Raw genomic sequence first — 25,252 nt, forward strand, 5'->3', positions numbered from 1 at the left:
TTGCAAAAAATGACCGCGTGCCCCCGGTCTTGAAGGGGAGGCCTCAGGGCAGCTTGCCAAAAGGTTGGATCAGGGCCCGCCAGAACCCGTCAGGCCGGGCATCATTGTTGTTGTCGTTGGCCAGCCCCAAATGCATGCCCTGATGGCCCAACGCTGGTTGCGCGCAATATGTTCCCATCAGGCGGTCCCACCAGGGGAACACCATTCCGAAGTTGCTGTTGCCTTCATCCATGCGGTCGGAATGGTGCACACGGTGCATATCAGGGGTCACCATCACCCAACGCAGCCTCCGATCCCAGCGTAATGGGATCGCAACATTGGCATGGCAAAACGCGGTGTGCACCAGTTGAAGCACCGCATAGGACAACAAGGACACAAGAGGCATGCCCAGTGCCGCGCACAGCATCAGCGTCAGAGCCGCAAGTGCCACAACTTCCAGAGGATGGTGGCGCACACTGGTCGTCACATCGAATGCGGCATCCGCGTGATGCACTTGGTGCATTCGCCACAGAAGTGGAATGGCGTGCGAAGCACGATGCAGCACATACTGGATTGCATCCACCAGCAACACGCCGATGACGATCTTGGGAACATCGGGCAATGCCCCCCCGGCCAACCCGGTCCACCCCAAGGACGCCCCAAGTCGCACCGCAGCGGTCTGCACAGGCTCGGCCACCCACCACATCAACAGACCACCCAGCCCATACAGCAGCAGGTTGACCCTTCTCCGGCCTTGGTGGCTTTCGCCAGTCACACGGCGAGGCCAGAAGTGCTCTGTCAAAGCAAGAATGCCCAGGACCACTGAGAGCAATACGTACTGACCCCATTCAAAGTGATCCATCACGGCCTGCATGAACTGCATCAGGTTTGTGTACCCAAAGAGGTCAAAGAGGCCTCAAGCCCCGTGGCATTTCTTGTACTTCTTGCCGCTGCCGCAGTGGCAAGGGTCATTGCGCCCCGGCTCGGGCGCCTTGCGCACGGTCTCCACGCGCGGGCCCATGCTCTTCCACAGCTGGCGCAGGTCGTACACGGCCCAGATGGCTTCGCCGAAGGCTTCCACGCGCGCCTGGCTGGTGCTGGGCGGGCCGTCTTCGTCGTACATGCAGACCTCGGGCTTGCCGGTGTCGTCTTCGGTCAGGGCGACGATGCGCTCCAGCGCATCGTCCAGCCACTTGGCAGCTTCCTTGTCGCGCGGGGCGGCCCAGTCTTCGGGCCAGTTCTCCACCGCAAACATGAAGCCCAGCGCCCAGACCTGGCCGAAGGACGGGATCTCCTGGTCGTCGCCCATCTCGGCACGCTGCTCGTCGGTCAGGCTGGCCACGGCGCCGCGCATGTCCATGGCTTCGGGCTGGAAGGTGCGGTCGTCGTCCAGCGTCTTCACATCGGTGTCGAGCTGGGCCACGATCTCGTTCCAGCGGCGCATCCACAGGTCCATAAAGCGGGCTTGCTGGGCGGCATCGGCAAACGCGGGCAACTGCGGCAGCGGGTCGCCTTCGGCCACATCCAGCTCGGCGCCGTCGCCCAGCAGCATGGGCAGGTATTCGGCCGGGCCGATGGGGCGGCGGCTGCAGATCAGCGCGGTCATGAAGCCATCGCAGAACTCCCACTGCGGGATTTCCTCGCCGCGCGCGCGCAGGTCGTCGAGGATGTTGTCCATCTCCTCCAGCTCATCCGGGCCGAGCGCAGCGGCCGGGGCGGTGGTGGGGTCGAGATCGTCAGTGGCGGGGGTGGGCGATGTGGGTTCGGTCATGGGAGGACTCCGGTCGTCAAGGGAGAAAGCGGGGGCGGCAAAACAATGTTTTACTTTTATGATGCGCAGGCCTTGTGCCGTGGCGCGGGCCACGGCGGCCAGGGGTGGTGGCGGGGCAGAAAAAAGCGCCGAGCGCCATCCGGCAACCCCACAAAAAGGCGGCCAGTGTAGCCCCTGCGCCCTCCGCTCGCGCCACCGACCCCAACCAGGACGCCCCATGATCCACCAGCTCAACTCCCTCTACCCGGTGCGCTATACGGCCTTTGCGCTGTGCGTGTTCGGGCTGCTGCTGTCCCTGTTTGCGCTGGTGGCCTTTGGCGTGGGGCTGCCCGTGGTGCTGGTGTTTGCGGCGCTGGTGGCCCTGGGCGTGTACGACTTGCAGCAGTCGCGCCACGCGATCCTGCGCAACTATCCGGTCATTGGCCATATCCGCTTCATGCTCGAATACGTGCGGCCCGAGGTGCGCCAGTATTTCATCGAAAGCGACAGCGAGGCCGCGCCGTTTTCGCGCGCGCAGCGCTCGCTGGTGTACCAGCGCGCCAAGGGCGACCCGGACAACCGCCCCTTTGGCACCCACCTGGACGTGGGCGCGCAGGGCTACGAATGGGTGAACCACTCGCTCGCGCCCACTCAGCTGCCGTCGCACGACTTCCGCGTGTGGATCGGTGGCAGCCCCGATGCGCCGTCGCCGTCCGTATCGCCCTGCACCCAGCCCTACCACGCGAGCGTGTTCAACATCTCGGCCATGAGCTTTGGTGCGCTGTCGGCCAACGCCATCCTGGCGCTCAACCAGGGCGCCAAAAAAGGTGGCTTTGCGCACGACACGGGCGAGGGCAGCATCAGCCAGCACCATCGCGTGCATGGCGGTGACCTGATCTGGGAGATCGGCTCGGGCTACTTTGGCTGCCGCAACCCCGATGGCACCTTCAGCGAAGAGCGTTTTGCGGCCAATGCCACCGACCCGCAGGTCAAGATGATCGAGCTCAAACTCAGCCAGGGCGCCAAGCCCGGCCACGGCGGCGTGCTGCCCGGCGCCAAGGTGACGGCCGAGATCGCCGCCGCACGCGGGGTGAAGGAGGGCGAGGCCTGCATTTCGCCCGCCAGCCACAGCGCCTTCCGCACGCCGGTCGAGATGATGCAGTTCATCGCCAAACTGCGCGCGCTTTCGGGCGGCAAGCCCACGGGCTTCAAGTTCTGCCTGGGCCACCCTTGGGAGTGGTTTGCCATCGTCAAGGCCATGCTGGTCACGGGCATCACGCCCGACTTCATCGTGGTCGATGGCGCCGAGGGCGGCACGGGGGCGGCGCCCGTGGAGTTCAGCGACCACGTGGGCGCGCCGTTGCAGGAGGGCCTGCTGCTGGTGCACAACACGCTGGTGGGCGTGAACCTGCGCGACCGTGTGCGCATTGGCTGCGCGGGCAAGGTCATCAGCGCTTTCGACATCGCGCGCATGATGGCGCTGGGCGCCGACTGGTGCAACGCGGGGCGCGGCTTCATGATGGCGCTGGGCTGCATCCAGGCGCAAAGCTGCCACACCGGCCACTGCCCCACTGGGGTGACCACGCAAGATCCGCTGCGCCAACAGGCCCTGGTGGTGCCCGACAAGGCCACGCGCGTAGCGCAGTTCCACCGCAGCACCTTGCACGCGTTGCAGGAGCTGGTGCAGGCTGCCGGGCTGCGCCACCCCAAGGACATCACCGCCCACCACATCGTGCGCCGCATCAGCGACACGGAGGTGCGCCTGCTGTCCAACCTCATCACCCGCATGTTGCCCGGTGCGCTGCTGGGCCCGCTCGACGCGCAGCACAACGTGTTCCGCCTGTACTGGCCGCTGGCCAGCGCGCACAGCTTTCAGGCCAGCGAGCCGACACTGGAACCCTCCATCCCCCACCATGTCGAGCTGGTGCATGCTGCAGCCGTGGGCACCGCAGCGGCGGTGGCAGGGGACGCTGCTGTATGAATCTGACGATGGACGCATCCGCCCCCACCCACACCACCACCCCGGACTACGCCGCCTTTTTGCAGCAACAACTCGCCACCCAGCCGCACAACGTGATGGCCCATGTGCTGGGCGATGAACAGATCTGGATCAAGCGCGCGGGAGCCCCCCATGGCACAGGCCGCTACCGCGCCATGGCCTTGCTGGCAGCCCTGCTGCGGCTGGACGCCCTGCGCCCCGTGCCCAACCCCGGCGGCCCCACGGCCATTGCCACCGAAGTGCAGCGCCTGCGCGACCTGGCAGCGCGTGGCATCCGCGTGCCCGTGGTGCTGGCCGCGTTGCCGAATGGTTTTGCCATGCGCCACCTGGGCAACGTGGGTGAGGAAACCCATTCGCTGGGCAACGAGATCGACCACGCCGTGCAGGCGGGTGACACGGCCGCTGTGCTGGCGCTGTGGCAACAAGGGCTGGACACCTTGACCCAGGTGCATCGCCAGGGCACCTGCCTGAGCCAGGCCTTTGCGCGCAACCTGGTGCGCTGCCCCGATGGCGAGGTGGCCTGCATCGACTTTGAGGACGACCCCGCCGCCGTGCTGCCGCTGGCGGTGTGCCATGTGCGCGATGCGCTGTGTTACGCGCATTCCACCGCGATTTACCTGCATGCCAGCGGTACGCTGGCCGAGGGGCGCAAGCGCTGGGCGGCGTGGGTGGCGCAGGGGAGCGTGGAGATGCAGGCGGTGCTGGCCACCAGTGTCCGGCGGATGGGGTGGATGCGGAATCTGCCCACCAACCGCAAACTGGGGCGGGATTTGCAGCGGGTGCGGGCGGCGTATGACTTGCTGGCGTGATTGAACGGCTGAGCGTCAATAGGCGCCGAACAGTGCGTCCAGAGCGCTGATGATCAGATCGGCCTGAGCGCGGAGATTACCGACGGGGCTCTTCAGCATGGACAAGGGCACGGCACCGATGGCCGCCGCGTCCAGGATGACCGCAACACCTTCCACCTCCAGCGCGGGATTGAGGTCACGAAGCGGTATCGCCACACGCTCGGCGCGACGCAAGGGGAGCACCACGCGTGTCTGCAAACCGCTGATGTACTCGTTTTGCACATCCAGCAGAAAGGGCGTGGTGACACGCTGTTTGGCGTCGGGGTGCCGATAAACGTCAAACCGCGCCATCGCTCAGAAGCTCCTGTACTGGGCCAGCGGCAGACCTTCGCTCTCGATGCGCGCGTTGTAGGCTGCAATGGCCTCTTGGTTGGTGGCGTTCCAGCGCTCCCAGTACCGGCGCTGGACTTCGGCAGCGAGCAGTTCGTCCACGGTTTGGGAAATGTTCATGCCCATATCGCGTGCGGCTTCCAGCACCTTGCTGTTGAGCGACAGGTTGGTGGACTTCTTGGGGGCGTTGTCAAAGCGAAGCATGGCGGTGTCTCCAGCAGAGCATATGCGCATATTTTATGCGCATACCACATCAACACCCAGTACGACTTCCGTCGCCACATCCGCCCCCAGGTTCGCCAACCGCTTGCGCATGCAGATCACCGCCTTGTCCTTGCTCAACAAAATTGCCCGGTGCGCCGCCGCCAGGTCGATGAACTTCTGGTCGTCCGCGTCCTTGCATACGTAGGCCACCTTGGGTGCGATGCCTACCAGACGTGCCTGCGCATCAAAAGCTGCCAGCACCTGTGCGGCACCCACGCGGTAGTAGTCCATGCGCTCTGCGATGTGCGGATAGGCCAGCACGCGCTCCAGCTCGTCGCGCATGACCTGCGTAGCGATCCACAACAGACGGCCTTGGACCAGCAGCGTGCGCAATGGCACGGTGCGCGGGTCGCGGAAGATCAGCAGGTCCAGCGCCACGTTGGTATCCACCACCACAGGGCGCGCCGGCTCGCCCGCCGGGGCCCTGGCGGGCAGGGGCAGTTCAACCTTCATGGCGTGGGCTGCCGTCGGGGGCAGGCTTGGTGGCCCGGTCGCGCACAGCACCCTTGATCATGTCGAAGCGGAACATGCGGCATTCAATGGGCCCGTTCCACATGGGCACGCGGCGCGATTCCTTCAGGCGCATCTTGCCGGGCAGTTTCAGGTCGGGCGTGAGCATCCAGGCCGTCCAGCCGCTGTAGTTCTTCTTCCAGTGAGTGGCCAGCTGACTGAAAAACTCACCGCCGTCTTCGGTCTGCGCCTCTTCGCGGCCCACGGCCATGCCCTGGGCGCGGTCGGCCGCGCGCTCGCTGGCGTTGCGGCCCGCGCTGCCTGCGGCGGCAATGCGCTCGCCGTAGGGTGGGTTGAGCAGCATCACACCGGGTTGCTCGCAGGGTGGCATGCGCTGCAGGGCGTCGCCGCCGCGCAACTGCACGGCCTGGGCCACGCCTGCGCGCTCGGCGTTGCGCTGCGCAAAATCGACCATGCGGAAGGCCACATCACTGCCAAACAGGGGCACAGCGCTAGTACATATTGCGCCTTCAGCTTCGTTTTTGATAGCAGACCAAACGTGCGCCTGGAATGGCAGCAGCTTTTCAAACGCAAAGCGACGCAGCATGCCCGCCGGGATGCGGCAGGCGATCTGCGCAGCCTCGACCACGATGGTGCCGCTGCCGCAGCAGGGGTCATACAGGGGCTGGGGGTTGTCGCCGTGCGGGTCCCAGCCGCTGGCGGCAATCATGGCGGCGGCCAAGGTCTCCTTGAGCGGCGCGTCGCCCTTGTCCTCGCGCCAGCCGCGCTTGAACAGCGGCTCGCCCGAGGTGTCGATGTAGATCGTGGCCTCGTCGGTGGTCAGGTGCAGGTGGATGCGCACATCGGGCCACTGGGTGTTCACATCGGGGCGTACGCCGCTCTTGTGGCGGAAGCGGTCGGCCACCGCGTCCTTGACCTTGAGGCCCGCGAAGTTCAGGCTCTGCAGCGGGCTGTGCTGGGCCGTCACCTCGACCTTGAAGGTCTGGCGCGTGGTGAACCAGATCTCCCAGGCCACGTCGCTGGCCATGTTGTAGAGGTCGTTTTCAGACCGGTATGGGCGGTGGGCCAATTGCACCAGCACTCGCTGGGCAAGGCGGCTGTGCAGGTTGAGCTGCATGGCCTGGCGCCACGAGGCGCGCAGCAGCACGCCACCCCGGCCCACCAGCAGGTCTTGCCCCGTGAGGCCGGTGATGCCGTGCACCTCGTCGGCCAGAAAGCCCTCGACGCCCGCGGCGCAAGGGAGAAAAAGTTGGAGTTGGTTCATGTCGATGGGGAGGATACGCGCTCGGACAATGCATGGGAATCCGGCGTGCCTGCGCGGGCCAGCAGCAGCTGACGGATGGAGTCTGGGATGGGAGCAACCTTGCGGCTGGCCTTGCCGATGAAGACGATGCCGATCTTGCCGCGCGCCACCTCACGGCCCGTGGCCTTCTCGGTCATGCAAAAAACCAAGTCAAAACCGTAGCGATTGAAGTCCGCAGGCGCCATCTCCACCCGCATGGTTTCGCCGTGGAAACCTTCGGACTTGTACTGCGCCACGATGTCGCCGACCACGATGGACAGACCGCCCACATCGGCCTCGGGGTAGCCGAGTGACTGAAAGAAGCGCACCCGCGCTTCGGACACCAGGCTGAGCAACTGCGCGTTGTCCAGGTGCCCGCCCTGGTTCACGTGGCTGATGTAGATCTGCATTTCGGTGGTGAATCCGAAGTGCGGTGGGAGGTCGAAGACGATGCGGGCCATGGTGGGCTGCGGTGGCTAATACGGAAACAACAAAAAAGGCTGCGGCAGCGCAGGCGCGCAGCGCGCCATCTGCCGGAGTGACTACAACGCCTTGCGCAGATTCGCTGGCGCGATCTTGAGCGCCTCGCGGTACTTGGCAACGGTGCGGCGTGCGCACTCGATGCCCTGCTCCTTGAGCATCTCGGCGATCTGGCTGTCGGACAGCGGCTTGGCCGGGTTTTCGGCGGACACGAACTGCTTGATCAGTGCGCGCACGGCCGTGCTGGACGCATTGCCACCGGTCTCGGTGCCCAGGCCAGAGCCAAAGAAGTACTTCAGCTCGTAGGTACCGATCGGCGTGGCCATGTACTTGGCCGTGGTCACGCGGCTGATGGTGGACTCGTGCAGACCCAGTTCGTCGGCGATGTCGCGCAGCACCAGGGGGCGCATGGCCAGCTCGCCGTGGGTGAAGAAGTTCTTCTGCCGCTCGACGATGGCGCGCGAGACGCGCAGGATGGTGTCAAAGCGCTGCTGGATGTTCTTGATGAACCAGCGCGCCTCCTGCAGGCGCTGCTGCATGCCCTGGTGGCCTTCGCCGCCCTTGTGGCCTCGTAGCGCGCCGGCGTAGATGTCGTGCACGCGCAGGCGCGGCATCACGTCGGGGTTGAGCTGCACGATGAAGTTGTGCTGGCCGTCCCGCCCGTTGGCGCGACCGGCTTTGCGCACGATGACGTCGGGGATGATGATGTTGCGCTCTACGTCGGCAAAACGGCGGCCGGGACGAGGCTCCAGGCGGGCGATGAGTGCCATGGCAGACCGGGTGCGTTCTTCTCCGGCCACGCCACCTTCGCTGCACAGCTGCGTCAGGCGGCGGATGTCGCGGCGGGCCAGCATCTCCAGCGGCTGCTGACAGATGCGCAGCGCGGTCTGCACGGTCTCGGGGTCGGCGTCGCTGTCTTCGTCGGCCGCCAGCGCGGTGAGCTGCAGCGTCAGGCATTCGGCCAGGTTGCGCGCGCCCACGCCCACGGGCTCCAGGCTCTGCAGCAGACGTTGGGCCACGGTGAAGCGGTGCACCAGTTCTTCGATCTGCTCCAGGTCGTCGGGCCCGGCCAGGCTGATGGCCAGCTCTTCAAGCGACTCTTCCAGGTAGCCGTCGTCGTTCAGCGATTCGATGAGAAAACGCAGCGCGGCCGTGTCCACTTCAGACAGCCGCAGCGACAGTGCCTGGCGGTGCAAAAAGGCGGTGAGCGATTCGTGCGAACGGGCCAGCTCGGTGGCGTCGGCCTCGTCGCCTTCCGCATCGTTGCGGGTGCGCGCCGGGGCGTCGCCACCCCACTCGGCGTCGTTGGGCGCCATCTCGACGGTGCCGTCGCCGCTCCAGTCGGGCTCGTCGGCACCTGCACTGGGGATTTCAGCCTCGTTCTGGCTCTCAGAGCTAGTACTGCTTGCGCTGACAGCTCCTGAAAACATAGCATCATCGGCACTGTAGTCGTCGGCCTGCGCGGGCGTGTCGGCGGCTTCCAGGCCAAACTCCTCGCGCGGTGCTTCGTCGGCATTGCGTTCGAGGAACGGGTTTTCGTCGAGCATCTGCTCGACTTCCTGCGAGAGTTCGAGCGTGGACAACTGCAGCAGCCGGATGGACTGCTGGAGCTGGGGGGTCAATGCAAGGTGCTGCGAGACGCGCAGCGACAGTCCAGGCTTCATCACATGCGGAAGTGTTCGCCCAGGTACACCCGTCGCACTTCTGCGTTGTCCACGATCTCGGAGGGCGTGCCCTGCGCCAGCACGCGGCCGTCGCTGATGATGAAGGCGTGGTCGCAGATGCCCAGCGTCTCGCGCACGTTGTGGTCGGTGATGAGCACACCGATACCGCGTGCCTTGAGGAAGCCGATGATGCGCTGGATCTCGATCACTGCAATCGGGTCGATGCCGGCAAAAGGCTCGTCCAGCAGGATGAAACGCGGCTGGGTGGCCAGGGCGCGGGCGATCTCGACGCGGCGGCGCTCGCCACCGGACAGCGCCAGCGCGGGCGAGGCACGCAGGTGGTCCACACGCAGCTCTTGCAGCAGTGCCGTCAGGCGCTCTTCGATGGCGTCGCGCGACAGCGGCTGGCCGTCATCGGCGCGCTGCAGTTCCAGCACCGCACGCACGTTTTCTTCGACGGTGAGCTTGCGGAAGATCGAGGCTTCTTGCGGCAGGTACGACAGACCCAGCCGCGAGCGGCGGTGGATGGGCATGTGGGCGACCGAGTGGCCGTCGATGCGAATATCGCCGGCATCGCTGCGCACCAGGCCCACGATCATGTAAAAGGATGTGGTCTTGCCCGCGCCGTTGGGGCCGAGCAACCCGACAACCTCACCTTTTTGCACCACCAGCGACACATCCTTGACGACCTTGCGGCTGCCATAGGATTTGGCCAGATGCTGTACCTCCAGGCGGCTACCCGCCTGGGAGTCACGACCGGTACTCACAGCAGGCCCGCTCACTTGGCGCCGCCGCCAAGGCTGTTGCTGGGGCGCAGCGCCGGTGCGGGCGCGTCAGGCGCTGGGGCCGGGGCTGCCGCGCCGGACGGAGGGTCTTTGGGCGCCAGCACGGCGCGCACACGACCACCGGGCGCTGGTGTGTCGCCCGCCGCAGCCGAAGAGGCTGGTGCCTTCTGGCCATCGACGGTGAACACGTCGGTGAGGTTGTTGTAGACGATCACAGCGCCGGTGATCTCGTCGTTCAATACCGACCCACGGTACCGGCGGAGTTCGGCGCGGGTGATGAAGCGCACGTTGTCGGCCTTGCCGTCGTATTCGATGACTTCGCTTTCGCCTTCGATGAACTCATCAGGCGCCCCCGCCACGGTGTCGCGCTTTTGGCGGAAGAACGCCCGTTTGCCCGCCTCGGCCGTGACCACGCCGTACTGGTAGCCGTCGGCGTCCTGGCGCACATCCAGCCGCGCGCCGCGCAGCACGATGGTGCCCTTGGTCATCACCACGCGGCCCGAGAACACGCTGGTCTGCTTGAGTTCATCGTGCCGCAGGGCGTCGGCCTCGATGTTCATGGGCTTGGCACGGTCTGCCTTTTCGGCATGTGCCATGCCCGCAAGGCCGGTCAGGGCTGCGAGCACAAGGAGGGGGAGTAGGCGGTGGGTCATAGGGCACGAATCTTGCAATGATTGTAGCCACCCGATGGTACCCACCCCGAAAAAAAAGCCCGCGTCAGCGGGCCTTTGGGACAACTTGCCGACAGGGTCGGCAGATCGTCAGGCTTTGCGTGCCGTGGCCGCCAGGTATTCGACCACCTGCAACACGGTCTGCATGCTGCCGGCCATTGTGCCGTCGGTGTAGTACTTGCCTGCCACACCCATGGAAGGCACGCCCTCAACACCGTACGAATCCTGCAGCTGCGAGGCGCGACGCACCTGGTTGGCCACGCTGAAGGAGCCGTAGACCTCCTTGAACTTGGCCACGTCCACGCCCTGCTGGGTCACCCAGGCCAGGATTTCGTCGTCCTTGGCGAGCTTGGCCTTTTCCACGTGGATGGCGCGGAAGACCTTGGCATGCAGGGCTTCGAGCTTGCCCATGCCTTCAAGCGTATAGAACAGCTTTTGCTGGGGCACGAAGCTGGCGTTGAACGCCACGGGCACGCGGCGGATGGAGAGATCCTTGGGCGCAGCCTTGACCCAGGCGTCCAGCGTGGGCTCGAAGGCGTTGCAGTGGGGGCAGCTGTACCAGAAGAACTCGATCACATCGACCTTGCCGGCCGGCGCATCGGGGGCGACGGGCTTGTCCAGCCGCTTGAAGTCCTTGCCCTCCTTGAACTGGCGGGCTTGCGCCATCGCGGGGTTGGCCACTGGCAGCGTCAGGGCAGAAGCGGCAACCGCCGAGGCGGCGGACAAAGAAAACTCACGGCGTTTCATGACAAAGACTCTCCTGGTTCAGGTATGCGGGATGTGAGACATCCCTTTACAAAAAGTTCAGCCCTGGTGGTGGCGCTGTATGCGCAGGCCCCTGTTCACAGCCACAGGCCGATCAGCGCTGCACACGCACCAGCGCCGATTCCAGCCCGGCGCCATCGAGTTTCTCTTTGAGCACTTCGGCATCGCCACGCTTGGTGAAGGGACCGATGCGCACCCGGAACACCGCCCGGCCATTTTGCTCACGCTCGCTCACGCGGGCCTCCCAGCCCAGCATGGCCAGCTTGGCGCGCTGGGCGTCTGCGTCGGCCTGCGTGCGGAAGGCGCCCGCCTGCACAAAGTAGTCAAACGGGTCCACACTGCCCTTGGCCGCGGCCTTGGCCACGGCCAGATCGCCCAGCGGGTCAGCGCCCGGCTTGCTCTCGGCCTTGGCCTCGGCTTTAGCGTCTGGCTTGCTCGCGGCAGGCTTGGCCGAAGAGGCTGCGGCGCGCACCTCAGGGGCGGGAGCCGATGCAGGGGCTGACGCGGCTGCCGCCACCGCTGGCGCCGCAGGGCGGGCCGGGTTCTTGCCATACAGCGGCGAGTTCGGGTCCCAGTTCTTGTTTTTCTGGGACTCCGCTGCGTCCAGGTCGGCACCGCGGCCATTGCCCTTGTTCAGGAAGGGCACCGGCACCTTGGTCACGTACACGGCCACGGCCAGCGCCGCGCCCAGGCCCACGATGACCCCGACGATGAAGCCGACAATGGTCCCGCCAGTCTGTTGCTTTTTCATATTGGTAGTAACTGCTTACATTCTGGCTGGGGCCGACACGCCCAGCACGGCCAGGCCATTGTGCAATACCTGGGCGGTGGCAGCGACCAGCGCCAGGCGCGCCTTCTTCACGGCCTCGTCGTCCACGAGGATGCGCTCGGCATCGTAATAGCTGTGGTAGCTGGCGGCCAGGTCGCGCAGGTAGAAGGTCACATCGTGTGGCGCCTCACCGTCGGCGGCGGCGGTGAGCATCTCGGGGTACTTGGCCAGTTGCAGCATCAGCGCCTGGGCCTGCGGGCCTTCGAGGGCGGACAGGTCCACATCCTTGAGCGAAGCCACATCACCACCGCCCGCCTCTTGCCACGTACGCAGCACCGACTGGATGCGGGCATGCGCGTACTGCACGTAGTACACGGGGTTGTCGTTGTTCTGTGCCACGGCCAGGTCCACGTCGAAGGTGTACTCGGTGTCGGGCTTGCGAGACAGCAGGAAGAAGCGCACCGCATCCTTGCTGGTCCACTCGATCAGATCGCGCAGCGTGACATAGCTGCCCGCGCGCTTGCTGATCTTGACCTCTTCGCCGCCCTTGACCACGCGCACCATGGTGTGCAGCACATAGTCGGGGTAACCCTTGGGGATGCCCACATCGGCCGCCTGCAAGCCCGCGCGCACGCGGGCGATGGTGCCGTGGTGGTCCGTGCCCTGGATGTTGACAACCTTGGTGAAGCCGCGCTCCCACTTGGCAATGTGGTACGCCACGTCGGGCACAAAGTAGGTGTAGGTGCCGTCCTGCTTGCGCATGACGCGGTCCTTGTCGTCACCGTAGTCGGTGCTCTTGAGCCACAGCGCGCCGTCCTGTTCGTAGGTCTTGCCGTTGGCGATGAGCTTGTTCACCGTGGCCTCGACGCGGCCGCTGGTGTACAGGCTGGATTCGAGGTAGTACTCGTCGAACTGGAGGTTGAAGGCCTGCAGGTCCTTGTCCTGCTCGTTGCGCAGGTAGGCCACGGCAAACTGGCGGATGTTGTCGTAGTCCTCCACATCGCCGTTGGCCGTGAACTCGCGGTCGTCAGCCTTCACGGTGGCCTTGGCCTTGAAGGCCTCGGCGATGTCGGCGATGTAGTCGCCGTTGTAGAAGTTCTTGGCCAGCGGGTTCTCGCTGTCGGTGGGCCAGCAGTCGTCGCCGGGCTTGAAGCCCTTGGCGCGCAGCTGCGTGCTCTTGGTCAGCGTGTCGATCTGTACGCCTGCGTCGTTGTAATAGAACTCGCGGTGCACCTTCCAGCCCTGGGTGCTGAACAGGTTGCAAATCGCATCGCCCAGCGCGGCCTGGCGACCGTGGCCCACGTGCAGCGGGCCCGTGGGGTTGGCCGACACGAACTCGACCAGCACCTGCTGGCCGTTGCTGGCTTGGTAACCAAAGCGCTCGCCTGCAGCCAGCACCTCACGCACCACTTCCTGCTTGGCGGCGGGTTGGAGGCGGATGTTCAGAAAGCCCGGGCCCGCGATTTCAATGGCGGACACCCAGCGCTGAAAGGCGGGCGTGCCTTCGAGGGCGGTCTTGAGCTGTTCCCCCAGTGCGCGCGGGTTGAGCTTGAGGGGCTTGGCCAGTTGCATGGCCGCGGTGCAGGCGAAGTCGCCATGGGCCGCCACCTTGGGAGATTCAAAGGCCGCCTTGGCACCAGCGCCGGGGGACAGTTTTTCCAGCTCGGCTGCGAGCGCAGCGAGCAATTCATTTTTGGCTGTGAGCATCGGTGGATTTTACGGGTCTGCCAGCAGCAGGGCGCCAGACGCGCCGCCAGGAGGCATCCCGCAGCCAAAGGCACAATAGGCCGCAATGCCCTTTCAACCGGAGATTGCGCGTGCAACCCCAGCCCATCCTGCTCTATCGGCGCCGCTGGGCCCTGGTGTTTCAGGTGCCTTTTGTGCTGCTGATGGCGGTATGCCTGGCCTTCTCGCTGTATTGGGCGTCTGTATCGAACGACCGGCTGCTCACGGCCCTCTGCCTGTGTGCCGCATTCGTCTCCTTCTGTGTGGGCGGAACCCTGGGCCGGTCCGCCCTGGAGGCCTACCGGGAGCAAGACCCGGCGGTGGTCATTGACGCCACCGGCATCACCGATCTGCGCCAGGACGACCCGCACACCGTGACCTGGGAGGCCATGGAACGTGTGCACCTGGACGACTACGAAGGCGTGATCCTGGTCAAGTTGCGCCCCGGCCACAGAGACTCCGCACTGGGTGTGATCGTCAAGGCACTCAAACGCTGGCAGCAACGGGGGGATGTGGTTTTTGCCCTGGGTGGCCTGGCGCACGACCCCCGGCAGATCCACACGGCACTGAAAGCCTTTCATGCAGCCGCGGCCACCAGGCCCCGCGCTCGGTTGTCATGACTTGTTCCCGTTGTCGCACGCCATGTTCTATGGTGCAATGCCATCGGGACCCCCCATAACGCATTCACACCAGGAGATTCCATGAAAAAGCTTCTTTCCCTGACTGCACTCGGCCTGGCGCTGACACTGGGCTTTGGTGCCCACGCCGCCGAAGACGCCAAGGCCCCTACCAAACAGCAATCGAAGATGGCGACCTGCAATAAGGACGCTGGAGACATGAAGGGCGACGAGCGCAAAGCCTTCATGAAGACCTGCCTGAGCAACAAGCCCGCCACCCAGCAGGACAAGATGAAAACCTGCAACGCCGACGCCAAGACCAAGACCCTCAAGGGCGACGAGCGCAAGGCCTTCATGAGCGAGTGCCTGAAAAAGTGAAGTAAGTTCATACCCGGTGCAGCGCCACCGGCTCAGACAAAGAAAAGCCCGCCGGCATCAAGCCGGGCGGGCTTTTTTTATTGGGGGGTATTTGCGCTTACCAGCCGCGCGCCCAGAACACCGCAATCACAGCCACCACAGGCAGCACATGCGACTGGATCATCACCAGGCGGCGGACCCGCGCGACTTCTGCGGCGGGCGGCAGCGCACCGGTGCTGCGCAGGTTCTGGCGCCAGCGGCGGAACGCGGCCGAGGGCACAAACGACAGCAGGACCATGGCCAGCACCAGGGTGATCTTGATGTGAAAAAGGGGCTGCGACAGGTACCAAGAAGCGCCCTTCACGCCCCAGATCAACCGGGCTATGCCGCTCCCAATCATGACCGCACCGGCCACACCGTAGATCACATCCAGCCGGGCCAGGCGCTCGACCACGGCGGCGTTGAGCCACTCGATACGGCACAGCGCCGCCTGGCTGGACAGAAAAACCACAAAGGTCAGGATGGCCAGAAGGTGAAAAGCGGCCAGGAAGGCTTCGAGGGTCATGGTGAGGATTCCTTGTAGCGCCCGAGGCCACTGCGCCGCGCCAAGCGCTCACAGTGCCGTCCGGCAGGGCCACCATTGTGCGCGATGGCGTGGGCTCAACGCGCTCGAAGAAAAACGGCGCGGGCCCGAAAGCCCGCGCCGCTGGGAGCGCAGATTCAGCAAGTGCCAACCATCAAGCCACAGTGCGCGCCACCGTGGCCACAGGCACATCCGCCGGCACCACGGGCGCCGCTGCCGCAGACACCGCGAGCGGCAGCGGATGGCCATTCATCGCCGCGTCCAGGCGTTCCTGGTCCAGCGCGTTTTCCCAGCGGGAGACAACCACCGTGGCCACGGCGTTGCCGATGAAGTTCGTCAGCGATCGGCATTCGCTCATGAAGCGGTCCACGCCCAGAATCAGCGCCATGCCGGCCACGGGCACTTCGGGCACCACGGCCAGGGTGGCGGCCAGGGTGATGAAGCCCGCGCCCGTCACGCCCGCTGCGCCCTTGGACGACAGCATCGCCACCAGCAACAGCGCCACCTGGTGGCCCAGCGTCAGCTCGGTGTTGGTGGCCTGGGCGATGAACAGCGCGGCCAGCGTCATGTAGATGTTGGTGCCGTCCAGGTTGAACGAGTAGCCCGTGGGCACCACGAGGCCCACCACCGACTTGCTGCAACCGGCCTTTTCCATCTTTTCCATCAGCGACGGCAGGGCCGATTCAGACGAAGACGTGCCCAGCACCAGCATCAGCTCAGCCTTGAGGTAGCGGATCAGCTTGAACACCGAGAAGCCACACAGGCGCGCCACAAAGCCCAGGATCACCACCACAAACAGCAGCGAGGTGATGTAGAACGAACCCACCAGCCAGGCCAGATTGACCAGTGAGCCCAGGCCAAACTTGCCAATGGTGAACGCCATGGCACCAAACGCACCCAGGGGCGCGGCCTTCATCACGATGCCCACCACCTTGAACACTGGCGTCGTCAGCGCGTCCAGAAAGTTCAGCACCGGACGGCCTGCCTCACCCACCATGGCCAGGCCAATGCCGAACAGCACGGCCACCAGCAGCACCTGCAGGATGTTGTCGCCCACAAACGGGCTCACCAGCGTCTTGGGGATGATGTCCATCGCAAAGCCCGTGAGCGTCATCTCGTGCGACTTGGCCACGTAGCCCTTCACAGCCGTCTGGTCCAGGTCGGCCACATTGATGTTCATGCCCGCGCCGGGCTGCACCACGTTGGCCACCACCAGGCCCACCACCAGGGCCAGCGTGGAGAAGAACAGGAAGTACGCCATGGCCTTGCCGAACACGCGGCCCACGGTGGAGAGCTGCGACATGCCAGCGATGCCGGTCACGATGGTCAGGAAGATCACCGGAGCGATGATCATCTTGACCAGCTTGATGAACGCGTCACCCAGCGGCTTGAGCGCCTCGCCGTAGGACGGCTCGAAATGGCCCAGCAGAACGCCCAGGACGATGGCGAACACCACCTGGAAGTACAGTTGCCGATAGAAAGGCAGCTTCAAGGTCGAAGCTGCGGGAGCGGAATGGTTGTGCATGGAACGGGTCTCCTGGGGTCACGGGTCTGCACCACCGGGGTGCCTCCGGCGCGCGTCAAGGGTGCCGTTTGTACCGCTGCACTCTGTTTCAGCCGATAACCTATTGGTATTAGTCGCCCAACGCCCCAGAGGAGAACATCGGCGCACCATAAGGGTAACTACCTAGACCTTGGAGCCCCCTGGAACCGGTGCGGCACACTCCCCACCTGCACCAGACTGGTTTCAGAACTCCGTTTTTTCATGCCCACGCCCCGCCTTCGCCCGTTCTGGACGCTGCTCATCCTGCTAGCAGGCACGGTGGCCAGCATGTTCGCGGCCGGCCAGTGGGCCTGGCACCGGTCCTTGCTGGACGAAAGCGAGAGCGTGCAGCGCCAGCTGGCCCTGTACGGGCAGACGCTGGCCCAGCGCATCGACCGCTACCGCACCCTGCCCGAGGTGCTGGCCCTGGACGCGCAGTTGCAGGACGCCCTGCGCCGCACCCTGAGCACCGACGAGGTAGCGCAGCTCAACCGCAAGCTGGAGCAGGCCAACGGCGCCAGCCAGTCCTCCACCCTCACCCTGCTCGACCGCGACGGCCTGGCCGTGGCCGCCAGCAACTGGCGCACGGCCACCAGCAACGTGGGCGTGGACTACAGCTTTCGCCCCTACGTGCAGCAGGCGCTGGCCCAGGGGCGCGGCAGCTTCTACGGCATTGGCGTGACCACGGGCGAGCCGGGCTACTTCCTGTCGCAGGCCATCCGTGACGACAGCGGCCACATCCTGGGGCTGGTGGCCATCAAGATTGCGCTGCAGGAGCTGGAGCGCGAATGGCTGCAGACACCCGACATCGTGCTGGCGTCGGACGCGCATGGTGTGGTCTTTCTCGCCAGCCAGGACGCATGGCGCTACCGCCTGCTGGAGCCGCTGGACGACGAAGAGCGCCGCGAGCTGAACGCCACCCGGCAGTACTCCGACCAGCCGCTGCGCCCGCTCGACGTCCGCGTGGACGACCGCCTGGACAACGGCGGGCGGCTGGTGCGTGTGCAACCGTCCGCCGACATGCCCGCCCCGCCCGGCCGCATGCTGTGGCTGACCCAGCCCCTGCCCGGCACGCCCTGGCAACTGCACCTGGTGCACACCACCCACAGCAGCATTGCCGACAGCCGCTGGGCGGCCGCAGCCGGGGGCGGCGGCTGGCTGGCCCTGTCGCTGCTGGTGCTGTTTGTGCGGCAGCGCCAGCGCCTGGCCCGCCTGCGCCAACGCAGCCGCCAGGAGCTGGAGACCGTGCTGCAACAGCACGCGCAGGAGTTGCGCACCGCGCAGGACGGCATCGTGCAGGCGGCGCAGCAGGCCGCGCAACAGACCGACACGGGCCTCTCGCGCAGCCTGGAGCACCTGCCCCAGGGCGTGGTCATCATCGACGCCGGGCTGCACCTGGTGGCCTGGAACTCGCGCTACGTGCAGCTGTTTCGCTACCCCGGCGACCTGATGCAGGTGGGCCGGCCCATCGAAGACCTGCTGCGCCACAACGCCCGCCGGGGGCTGCTGGGGCCGGGCCCGGTGGAAGAAGCCATCGCGCGGCGCCTGGCGCACCTGCGCAGCGGCCAGCCCCACCTGCACGAAAGCGCCAAGGGCGACGGCACGGTGCTGGAGATCCGGGGCAACCCGTTGCCCGAGGGCGGTTTTGTGACCAGCTACGCCGACATCACCAGCTACAAGAACGCCGCACGCGAGCTGCGATCGCTGGCCGACGCACTGGAGCAGCGCGTGGCCGACCGCACCCGCGACCTGGACGCCGCGCGGCGCGAGGCCGAGCAGGCCAACCGCTCCAAAACCCGCTTTGTGGCCGCCGCCGTGCACGACCTGCTGCAGCCCCTGAACGCCGCACGCATGTTCACCTCGCTGCTGCGCAGCCATCTGCCAGGCGACGCCGAACGGCACGCCGTGGACAGCATCGACGGCGCCCTGGCCGCGCAGGACGCCATCCTCAACAGCCTGCTCGACATCTCGCGCATGGAGTCGGGCCAGTTCGATGTGCACATCCACGACGTGGCCCTGGGGCCCCTGCTACAGGTGCTGGGCCACAACTTTGGCGTGCTGGCTGAAAGCCAGGGCCTGCAACTGCGCTGCGTGCCCACGCGCGCCGTGGTCCGCACCGACGACAACCTGCTGCGCCGCATCCTGCAGAACTTTGTCTCCAACGCCATCCGCTACAGCCGGCGCGGGCGCATCGTGGTGGGCTGCCGCAGGGTGGGCGACCACCTGCGCATCGAGGTGCACGACCAGGGCCCTGGCATCCCCGAGGCATTGCAGCGCGAGATCTTTGAAGAATTCCGCCGCCTGGACGAAGGCCGCGCTGACGACCGGGGCGCAGGCCTGGGCCTGGCCATCGTCGAACGCCTGGGCCGCTTGCTGGGGCACGAGATCGGCCTGCGCTCGCAACTGGGGCGCGGCAGCGTGTTCTGGGTGTGTGTGCCGCTGGGCAACCCCGCCGCCGCGCAGCAGGCTGCGCCCCCCGCCACCACGCAGCAACCCGCCGACGACGCCCCCCTGCAAGGCAGCAGCGCCTGGGTGATTGATGACGACGGCCCTACCTGCGCCGCCACGCAGGCTCTGCTGCAGCGCTGGGGCTGCACGGTGCCACTGGCCGCTGGCGCGCCCGAGGCCCTGGCCGCCGCCCAGCCCGGCCAGGCGCCGCAGCTGGTGCTGCTGGACGTGCACCTGGGCGCCGGCCTCCACGGCCCCGAAGTGTTCGCGCAGCTGTGCCAGCGCTGGGGCCAGACACCCGCCGTGATCCTGGTCACCGCCGAGCGCGATGCCACCCTGCGCCGCCAGGCCGCCGAACGCGGCTGGGGCTTTCTGGCCAAGCCGGTGCGCGCGCCTGCACTGCGGGCGCTGGTGAGCCAGACGCTGCTGAGGTTGCAGCAAGGCACGCCTTAAAGCTGCATTTTTGATAGCTTGAGGCGCTTGATGGGCAAGCGCCAAGCACCTATTTCACTGCCAAGTAGGTAATTCCTTTGCCATCCGATGCAGTGACCACGTCCTTGCGCGCCTCCAGCAGGCTCAGCACACGCTGCGCCATGGCCGCCGGGTCTTCTGACCGCGCGGCCTGGGTCTGAATGTGCTTGAGCAAACCAGTTCGTTGCCGAGGCTTGTTCGCGGTCATCTTCTGAAGACTGGCCAGCACTGCCCGCGCCACCTGGGCTGCGGTGGGGGGTTGCGCAGTCTTTGCTGCGGTCTTGCCAACGGCGGGGACGGATGGCTTGGATGGGGCTGAGACGGCGGATTTCTTCGGCACCGGCAGTTGTGCGGGCGCTTTGGAAGCGGAGGCTTTCTTTGCAGTCCCTGTCTTTGAAGGAGCCGTCTTAGCGGCGGAATTTTTCGCCACGGGCTGGGCCGCCACCACGGGCGGATAGGACACAGCATCGCCCTTGACCACCACCCGCTTTCGCGCTTGCAACTGTGCCAATGCGTGGGATGTGCGCGGCGACCGTGCGCTGGGCTCGCCCAACCAACTTTGGAGCAGCACCAACAGCGCATCCTTCTGCGCGGGGCGCTGGGGTGACGCCAGCCCATCCAGCTGGGCCAGCAGTTGCTGCATGTCTGCCCGCGTGGCCTGGGTGCGGGTTGGGGCAACTTTTGCAAGCGAAGGCTGTGCTGCTGCTTTTGAGGTGGTCCTGACCGTCACCTCCACCGCAGGGCTCGCCGCCGACGGGGGCTTTGGCTGCAGCAAGGGCGCGGACTTCAGCGCTGGGGGTGCGGCGGGCGGTGTCGGCATTCTGCGGAACCCACACCGCTGCGCATGAAACCCCAGTTCCCTCGCATGCTCCAACATGGGTTCATACCCCTGGTCGTTTGAGACGACCACAAACGTGCCCTCCGGCTGACGGGCTGAGATATACCCGACGTAGTAAGCCAGCTGGAAATCCAGCGCGTTCCTGCCCGAGCCCGTTCTCGGGATCTGCGTCACCTGCTCTGCTCCATAAACCTGCTGATGCCCCGAAGCGTCCACCGCCTGATGCGGGCCATGGAACAGCCACACATCTGTGCCCTCTGGCACCAATGCTTTGAGTTCATCGCCCTTAGGCTGCACGTTTTCCCAATCAACGAGCAGGTGCACCCTGGGGGCTGTAGGTGCCGGCATGACAGCCACGGCGGCGTTGGGCATCCGAGGTTCCAGCTCCGGGTGCTTGGGTGGGTGTTCAAGCGCCTTCGCACGCAACGTTTGCTCCACGGCCTCTGGAAGGTCTACCCCCGCCTGGTCTGCCATTTGCAGCAGACACAGCAGCACGTCGGCAATCCCATGGGCCACGCGCTCTTTGTGGGCAGGGTCGCGCACCACGCCGCGCGATTCGCTCAACGTTGTCCACTGGAACATCTCCAGCAGCCCCGCCGACTCCACCGTCAGCGCCATGGCCAGGTTCTTAGGTGTGTGGCGAGACTGCCAGTCCCGAGCTGCAGCAAAACTGCGCAGCCGGGCTTGCAGCGCTGGGTAATCCATTCCCTCACTCCTCTTTTCATAGCTACTTGCGCATATCTAACAAGCGCAAGCGCCTATTTTTCTCAAAACCGCCCCTTCAATCCGGCTCCACTCCCTCCGCCTCCAGGCTTTTGACCAGCACAGCCGCCTGCGTGCGGCTGTAGCACTCCAGCTTTTTCAGGATGGCGGTGACATGCACCTTGACGGTGTTCTCGGCCAGACCCAGCGTGGCCGCGATCTGCTTGTTGAGCAAACCATCGGCCAGGCAGAGCAGCACGCGGAACTGCTGGGGCGTGAGCTGTGCCAGCCGCGCGGCCAGTTCAGCGTCGGCCTCGGAGCGCTCGGCCGCCATGGGCGGGAACCAGCTGCCGCCATCCAGCACGGCCTGGATGGCGTCGCCCATGGCGTCGGCGGGCGCGGACTTGGGGATGAAGCCCGCAGCACCAAACTGCTGCGCGCGGCGGATGACGCGGGGGTGGTCGTTGGAAGAGATGATGACCACGGGCAGCTCGGGGTATTCGCCGCGCACATGCAGCAGGGCCGAGAAGCCGCGCGTGCCGGGCATGCTCAGGTCCAGCAGCACCAGCTCGACCTCGGGGTGGTCCTGCAACGCCTGGCCCAGCGTGGCGGCGCTGGCCGCCTCCAGCGTACGGAACTGCGGCAGCCGCTCGCGCAGCACGTGCAGCACAGCCGCACGGAACAGCGGGTGGTCGTCAGCAACGAGGAGTGTGGGCGCGGTGGACATGGAGTGTTGTGCAGTCTGCCACGGGGGCTATCAACCGCCGGCCTGCGGGCCTTTCCAGAACGCGGGCTGTGCGTACTGGTGCTTGAGGTGTTCGATCCACAGCCGCACCCGCAGCGGCATGTGCTTGCGCTGCGGAAACACCACATAGATGCCGTTGGGCGGCGCCGCAAAATCGTGCAGCACCTCCACTAGGCGCCCGGCGGCGATCTCGGCCTCCACCTCCCAGGTGCTGCGCCAGGCAATGCCGTAGCCCGCCAGGCACCAGTCGTGCAGCACCTGCCCGTCCGAGCAATCGAGCGGGCCGCCGGGCTTGAGGTGGATGACCTCGGTGCCACCGCCTTCGACCGGCATGCGGAACGCCCAGCCCCGTGTTTGCGATGCCTCGCTCGACAGCGTGAGGCAGTCGTGCTGCACCAGCTCGCTGGGGTGGCGCGGCGTGCCGTGGCGCTGCAGGTAGGCGGGTGTGGCCACGCACAGGCGGCGGTTGTCGGCAATGCGCACGCTCACCAGCGACGAGTCGGGCAGGTCGCCCACGCGCACGGCGCAGTCATAGCCCTCGCCCGCCAGGTCCACCACGCGGTCGCTGAGGTTGAGCGAGATGGTCACGTCCGGGTGGGCGGTGCGAAAACGTGGCACCAGCGGTGCCACATGGCGGCGGCCAAAGCCGGCCGGTGCGGTGATGCGCAAATGGCCCGTGGCCTTGACGCCCCCTTCGGACACGCTGGCCTCGGCGTTGGCCACGTCGGACAACAGGCGCTGGCAGTCTTCCAGAAACGCACTGCCCTCGTGCGTGAGGCTGATGCGGCGCGTGGTGCGCACCAGCAACTTCACGCCCAGGTGTTCTTCCAGCGCATCGAGCCTCCGCCCCATGATGGCCGGCGCTACGCCCTCGGCCTTGGCCGCAGCGGTGAGGCTGCCGCGTGTTGCCACCGACACAAACGATTCGAAGGCCTTGAGTTTGTCCATGGGCGCTGATTATGGGGATAAAGCGGAGAAGGGCCTGGTGACGGACTTGGGCACGGTCTGTGATCGGTTTTAGAGCCAAACAGGCCGCATGCGCTAGTGGAATATGCTTTAGCAGCTACATAAATGATAGTGAACTGGCATCACCCCCACTTCACACCAGGCGCGACTTGAGGAACCCCACGGTGCCATAGCGCTTGACCTCGGTGTAGAGATCGCGCGTGAGGCCCTGCACCATGGCGGTGTAGGCGTCGGCCAGGTCGGGGGCGATGGTGAAGTGGTCGTAGTTCACGATCACGCCCACGCGCTCGCCCTGTGCGGCGAGCGGGGCGAGCAGGCGGCGCACCTCCTGCTCGATGGCGTCGATGGTGCTGGCGGTGTTGATCTGCAGCCCCGAGAAGTCGATGTGCAGCAGCTGGCGCGCGGCGTCCAGCTCAAAGCGCTGCACCAGCGGGCGGTTGAGCAGCTGCTCGCGCAGGCCCAGCGGGCCGGGCTCGAACAGGCGCAGGTCCATGGTCTGCAGGCCGGGGCTGATGCGCGGCGTGAATGCCATGTGGGCCAGCACATCGCGCTGCAGGTCGATGCCGGGCGCCAACTCGATGAGTTCCAGCGCACCGCCGCCATCTACCTCGCCCGAGGGCACTAGGCGGAACACGCAGCGCTCGGTCACATACAACACGCGCTGGCCGCGCCGCAGGGCTTCGGCGCCGCTGAAGGTGCGGTGCTCGACTTCGCGCACCAGCTTGCGCGCGCCGCCTTCGTGCAGGATGTGCAGGTGGCCGTCCACCGCCTCCACCTGCAGCGCGCCTGCCGTGAAGGTGCCAACAAACACCACGGTCTTGGCGTTCTGGCTGATGTTGATGAAGCCGCCCGCACCCGCCAGGCGCGGCCCGAACTTGCTCACGTTGAGGTTGCCGTGCTGGTCGGCCTGCGCCAGGCCCAGGATGGCGATGTCGAGGCCCCCGCCGTCGTAGAAGTCGAACTGGTTGGGCTGGTCGATGATGGCCTGCGGGTTCACGGCAGCGCCAAAGTTCAGCCCGCCGGCGGGGATGCCGCCGATCACGCCTGGCTCGGCCGTGAGCGTGACGAGGTCGATGATGCGCTCTTCAGCCGCCACATTGGCCACACCCTCGGGCATGCCGATGCCCAGGTTGACCACCTGGTGCGGCCGCAGCTCCAGCGCTGCGCGGCGGGCGATGATCTTGCGCTCGGTCAGCGGCATCGCCTCCAGCGTGTCCATGGGCACGCGCAGCTCGCCCGCAAACGCGGCGCTGTAGGGCTCGGCAAAGGTCTGGTGGTGGTGCGCGGGCTCGGTGGCCAGCACCACGGCGTCCACCAGCACGCCGGGCACCTTCACCTGCCGGGGGTTGAGCGTGCCGCGCTCGGCGATGCGCTCGACCTGGGCGATGACCACGCCGCCCGAATTGCGCGCGGCCATGGCAATCGCCAGCGCTTCGAGCGTGAGCGCCTCGCGCTCCATGGTGAGGTTGCCGTCGGCGTCGGCCGTGGTCGCGCGGATGATGCCCACTTGGATCGGAAAGGCCTTGTAGAACAGGTAGTCCTGCCCGTCGATGGGCAGGATGCGCACCAGGTCTTCGGTGGTGCGCGCATTGAGCTTGCCGCCTCCGTGGCGCGGGTCCACAAAGGTGTCCAGGCCCACGCTCGTGAGCGTGCCGGGCTTGCCTGCAGCGATGTCGCGGAACAAATGCGTGATCACGCCCTGGGGCAGGTTCCAGGCCTCGATCTGGTTGTCCACCGCCAGCTTCTGGATGCTGGGCACCAGGCTCCAGTGCCCGCCGATCACGCGCTTGAGCAGGCCGGCGTGGCCCAGGTGGTTGAGGCCCCGCTGCTTGCCGTCGCCCTGGCCTGCGGCGTAGACCAGCGTGAGGTCGCGCGGGGTTTGGGTCGTTTCCCAGCGCTGGGCCAGCGCCACCGCAATGCTCTCGGCAAAGCCGATGCCCACGAAGCCGCCCGTGGCCACGGTGTCGCCGTCGTGGATGAGCTGCACGGCATCGGCGGCGCTCACGATCTTGTTCTTGTGGGCCGCGTTGAGCGCGCTGGCGTCCAGGGGTGCCTGCATGGGTTTGTCTCACGGTGGGTTTGTTGTGCGCGCAGCGTAGTGGGTAACGGGCGAAAGCACCATTCAGGGTGACTACGGACTGTCACCAGTTTTGCGTAAAAGTCACTGGTTTAGAGATTTTCAGCGTATTTATGTGGGCAA

General features: G+C 66.0%; 24 protein-coding genes. 5 read left to right on the plus strand and 19 right to left on the minus strand.

Annotation, left to right across the window (positions count from 1 at the left end):
* Positions 1–43: 43 nt before the first annotated feature.
* Entirely contained in the window at positions 44–862 is an 819-nt protein-coding gene (locus C8C95_RS07670) for a sterol desaturase family protein (RefSeq protein WP_116748173.1), read from the minus strand.
* A 33-nt stretch (positions 863–895) separates the two neighbouring features.
* Positions 896–1,750, minus strand: coding sequence for a YecA family protein (locus C8C95_RS07675; protein WP_094290408.1), 855 nt, complete (start codon positions 1,748–1,750; stop codon positions 896–898).
* Positions 1,751–1,967: 217 nt separating this feature from the next.
* Here C8C95_RS07675 and C8C95_RS07680 point away from each other — a divergent pair, with 217 nt between their 5' ends.
* On the plus strand, positions 1,968–3,710 hold the full coding sequence (locus C8C95_RS07680) for an FMN-binding glutamate synthase family protein (protein WP_116748174.1): 1,743 nt from the start codon (positions 1,968–1,970) through the stop codon (positions 3,708–3,710).
* Positions 3,711–3,718: 8 nt separating this feature from the next.
* Positions 3,719–4,537 carry a hypothetical protein gene (locus C8C95_RS07685; RefSeq protein WP_116748175.1) on the plus strand — a complete coding sequence of 273 codons (819 nt, stop codon included), beginning with the start codon at positions 3,719–3,721 and terminating at the stop codon, positions 4,535–4,537.
* Positions 4,538–4,552: 15 nt separating this feature from the next.
* On the opposite strand, the gene C8C95_RS07690 is transcribed toward C8C95_RS07685, so the two are convergent.
* From C8C95_RS07690 to argS, 11 genes are all read right to left on the minus strand, one after another.
* Positions 4,553–4,867 (minus strand): CcdB family protein, encoded by a 315-nt coding sequence (locus C8C95_RS07690; RefSeq protein WP_116748176.1) that lies wholly within the window; start codon positions 4,865–4,867, stop codon positions 4,553–4,555.
* 3 nt (positions 4,868–4,870) lie between these two features.
* Positions 4,871–5,110, minus strand: a complete 240-nt coding sequence (locus C8C95_RS07695) for a type II toxin-antitoxin system CcdA family antitoxin (RefSeq protein WP_116748177.1) — start codon at positions 5,108–5,110, stop codon at positions 4,871–4,873.
* A gap of 33 nt (positions 5,111–5,143) precedes the next feature.
* Positions 5,144–5,623 (minus strand): putative toxin-antitoxin system toxin component, PIN family, encoded by a 480-nt coding sequence (locus C8C95_RS07700; protein ID WP_116748178.1) that lies wholly within the window; start codon positions 5,621–5,623, stop codon positions 5,144–5,146.
* On the minus strand, positions 5,613–6,905 hold the full coding sequence (locus C8C95_RS07705; RefSeq protein ID WP_116748179.1) for a THUMP domain-containing protein: 1,293 nt from the start codon (positions 6,903–6,905) through the stop codon (positions 5,613–5,615). The genes C8C95_RS07700 and C8C95_RS07705 overlap by 11 nt, the downstream gene beginning before the upstream one ends.
* Positions 6,902–7,384, minus strand: a complete 483-nt coding sequence (locus tag C8C95_RS07710; RefSeq protein ID WP_116748180.1) for a thioesterase family protein — start codon at positions 7,382–7,384, stop codon at positions 6,902–6,904. Before C8C95_RS07710 ends, C8C95_RS07705 begins: the two co-directional genes overlap by 4 nt.
* Before the next feature lie 81 nt (positions 7,385–7,465).
* A complete protein-coding gene (locus tag C8C95_RS07715) occupies positions 7,466–9,067 on the minus strand; it encodes an RNA polymerase factor sigma-54 (protein ID WP_116748181.1) in 1,602 nt (533 codons plus the stop codon).
* The gene (gene lptB / locus C8C95_RS07720) at positions 9,067–9,834 is read right to left on the minus strand and encodes an LPS export ABC transporter ATP-binding protein (RefSeq protein WP_243415650.1); all 768 of its coding nucleotides are present in this window, start codon (positions 9,832–9,834) and stop codon (positions 9,067–9,069) included. The genes C8C95_RS07715 and lptB overlap by 1 nt, the downstream gene beginning before the upstream one ends.
* A gap of 11 nt (positions 9,835–9,845) precedes the next feature.
* Complete coding sequence (lptA, locus tag C8C95_RS07725; RefSeq protein ID WP_116748183.1) at positions 9,846–10,505, minus strand: lipopolysaccharide transport periplasmic protein LptA; 660 nt, start codon at positions 10,503–10,505, stop codon at positions 9,846–9,848.
* 108 nt (positions 10,506–10,613) lie between these two features.
* Positions 10,614–11,270: a thiol:disulfide interchange protein DsbA/DsbL gene (locus C8C95_RS07730; protein WP_110961734.1), complete on the minus strand. Its 657-nt coding sequence runs from the start codon at positions 11,268–11,270 to the stop codon at positions 10,614–10,616.
* A 112-nt stretch (positions 11,271–11,382) separates the two neighbouring features.
* Positions 11,383–12,039, minus strand: a complete 657-nt coding sequence (locus tag C8C95_RS07735; protein ID WP_116748184.1) for an SPOR domain-containing protein — start codon at positions 12,037–12,039, stop codon at positions 11,383–11,385.
* Positions 12,040–12,054: 15 nt separating this feature from the next.
* Positions 12,055–13,764 carry an arginine--tRNA ligase gene (argS, locus tag C8C95_RS07740; protein WP_116748185.1) on the minus strand — a complete coding sequence of 570 codons (1,710 nt, stop codon included), beginning with the start codon at positions 13,762–13,764 and terminating at the stop codon, positions 12,055–12,057.
* A 110-nt stretch (positions 13,765–13,874) separates the two neighbouring features.
* On the opposite strand from argS, the gene C8C95_RS07745 reads away from it, so the two are divergent.
* Together C8C95_RS07745 and C8C95_RS07750 are read left to right on the plus strand one after the other, a co-directional pair.
* Complete coding sequence (locus C8C95_RS07745; protein WP_116750187.1) at positions 13,875–14,402, plus strand: hypothetical protein; 528 nt, start codon at positions 13,875–13,877, stop codon at positions 14,400–14,402.
* Positions 14,403–14,483: 81 nt separating this feature from the next.
* Positions 14,484–14,777 (plus strand): PsiF family protein, encoded by a 294-nt coding sequence (locus tag C8C95_RS07750; protein WP_116748186.1) that lies wholly within the window; start codon positions 14,484–14,486, stop codon positions 14,775–14,777.
* A 97-nt stretch (positions 14,778–14,874) separates the two neighbouring features.
* On the opposite strand, the gene C8C95_RS07755 is transcribed toward C8C95_RS07750, so the two are convergent.
* A complete protein-coding gene (locus tag C8C95_RS07755) occupies positions 14,875–15,321 on the minus strand; it encodes a DUF2214 family protein (RefSeq protein ID WP_116748187.1) in 447 nt (148 codons plus the stop codon).
* 172 nt (positions 15,322–15,493) lie between these two features.
* Entirely contained in the window at positions 15,494–16,864 is a 1,371-nt protein-coding gene (locus C8C95_RS07760) for a dicarboxylate/amino acid:cation symporter (protein WP_056065211.1), read from the minus strand.
* 240 nt (positions 16,865–17,104) lie between these two features.
* On the opposite strand from C8C95_RS07760, the gene C8C95_RS07765 reads away from it, so the two are divergent.
* Positions 17,105–19,783 (plus strand): PAS-domain containing protein, encoded by a 2,679-nt coding sequence (locus C8C95_RS07765; protein ID WP_116748188.1) that lies wholly within the window; start codon positions 17,105–17,107, stop codon positions 19,781–19,783.
* A gap of 49 nt (positions 19,784–19,832) precedes the next feature.
* On the opposite strand, the gene C8C95_RS07770 is transcribed toward C8C95_RS07765, so the two are convergent.
* The 4 genes from C8C95_RS07770 to C8C95_RS07785 all read right to left on the minus strand — a co-directional run bounded on the left by C8C95_RS07770 (position 19,833) and on the right by C8C95_RS07785 (position 25,111).
* Entirely contained in the window at positions 19,833–21,257 is a 1,425-nt protein-coding gene (locus C8C95_RS07770; protein ID WP_347707484.1) for a PIN domain-containing protein, read from the minus strand.
* Between the two features lie 163 nt (positions 21,258–21,420).
* Positions 21,421–22,068 carry a response regulator transcription factor gene (locus tag C8C95_RS07775; protein WP_116748190.1) on the minus strand — a complete coding sequence of 216 codons (648 nt, stop codon included), beginning with the start codon at positions 22,066–22,068 and terminating at the stop codon, positions 21,421–21,423.
* Between the two features lie 30 nt (positions 22,069–22,098).
* A complete protein-coding gene (locus C8C95_RS07780; protein ID WP_015016104.1) occupies positions 22,099–23,034 on the minus strand; it encodes a LysR family transcriptional regulator in 936 nt (311 codons plus the stop codon).
* A 151-nt stretch (positions 23,035–23,185) separates the two neighbouring features.
* Positions 23,186–25,111 (minus strand): acyl CoA:acetate/3-ketoacid CoA transferase, encoded by a 1,926-nt coding sequence (locus tag C8C95_RS07785; protein WP_116748191.1) that lies wholly within the window; start codon positions 25,109–25,111, stop codon positions 23,186–23,188.
* Positions 25,112–25,252 lie beyond the last annotated feature (141 nt).

Origin of the sequence: Acidovorax sp. 99 (assembly GCF_003096455.1) — a bacterium.
Classification (GTDB): domain Bacteria; phylum Pseudomonadota; class Gammaproteobacteria; order Burkholderiales; family Burkholderiaceae_C; genus Acidovorax; species Acidovorax delafieldii.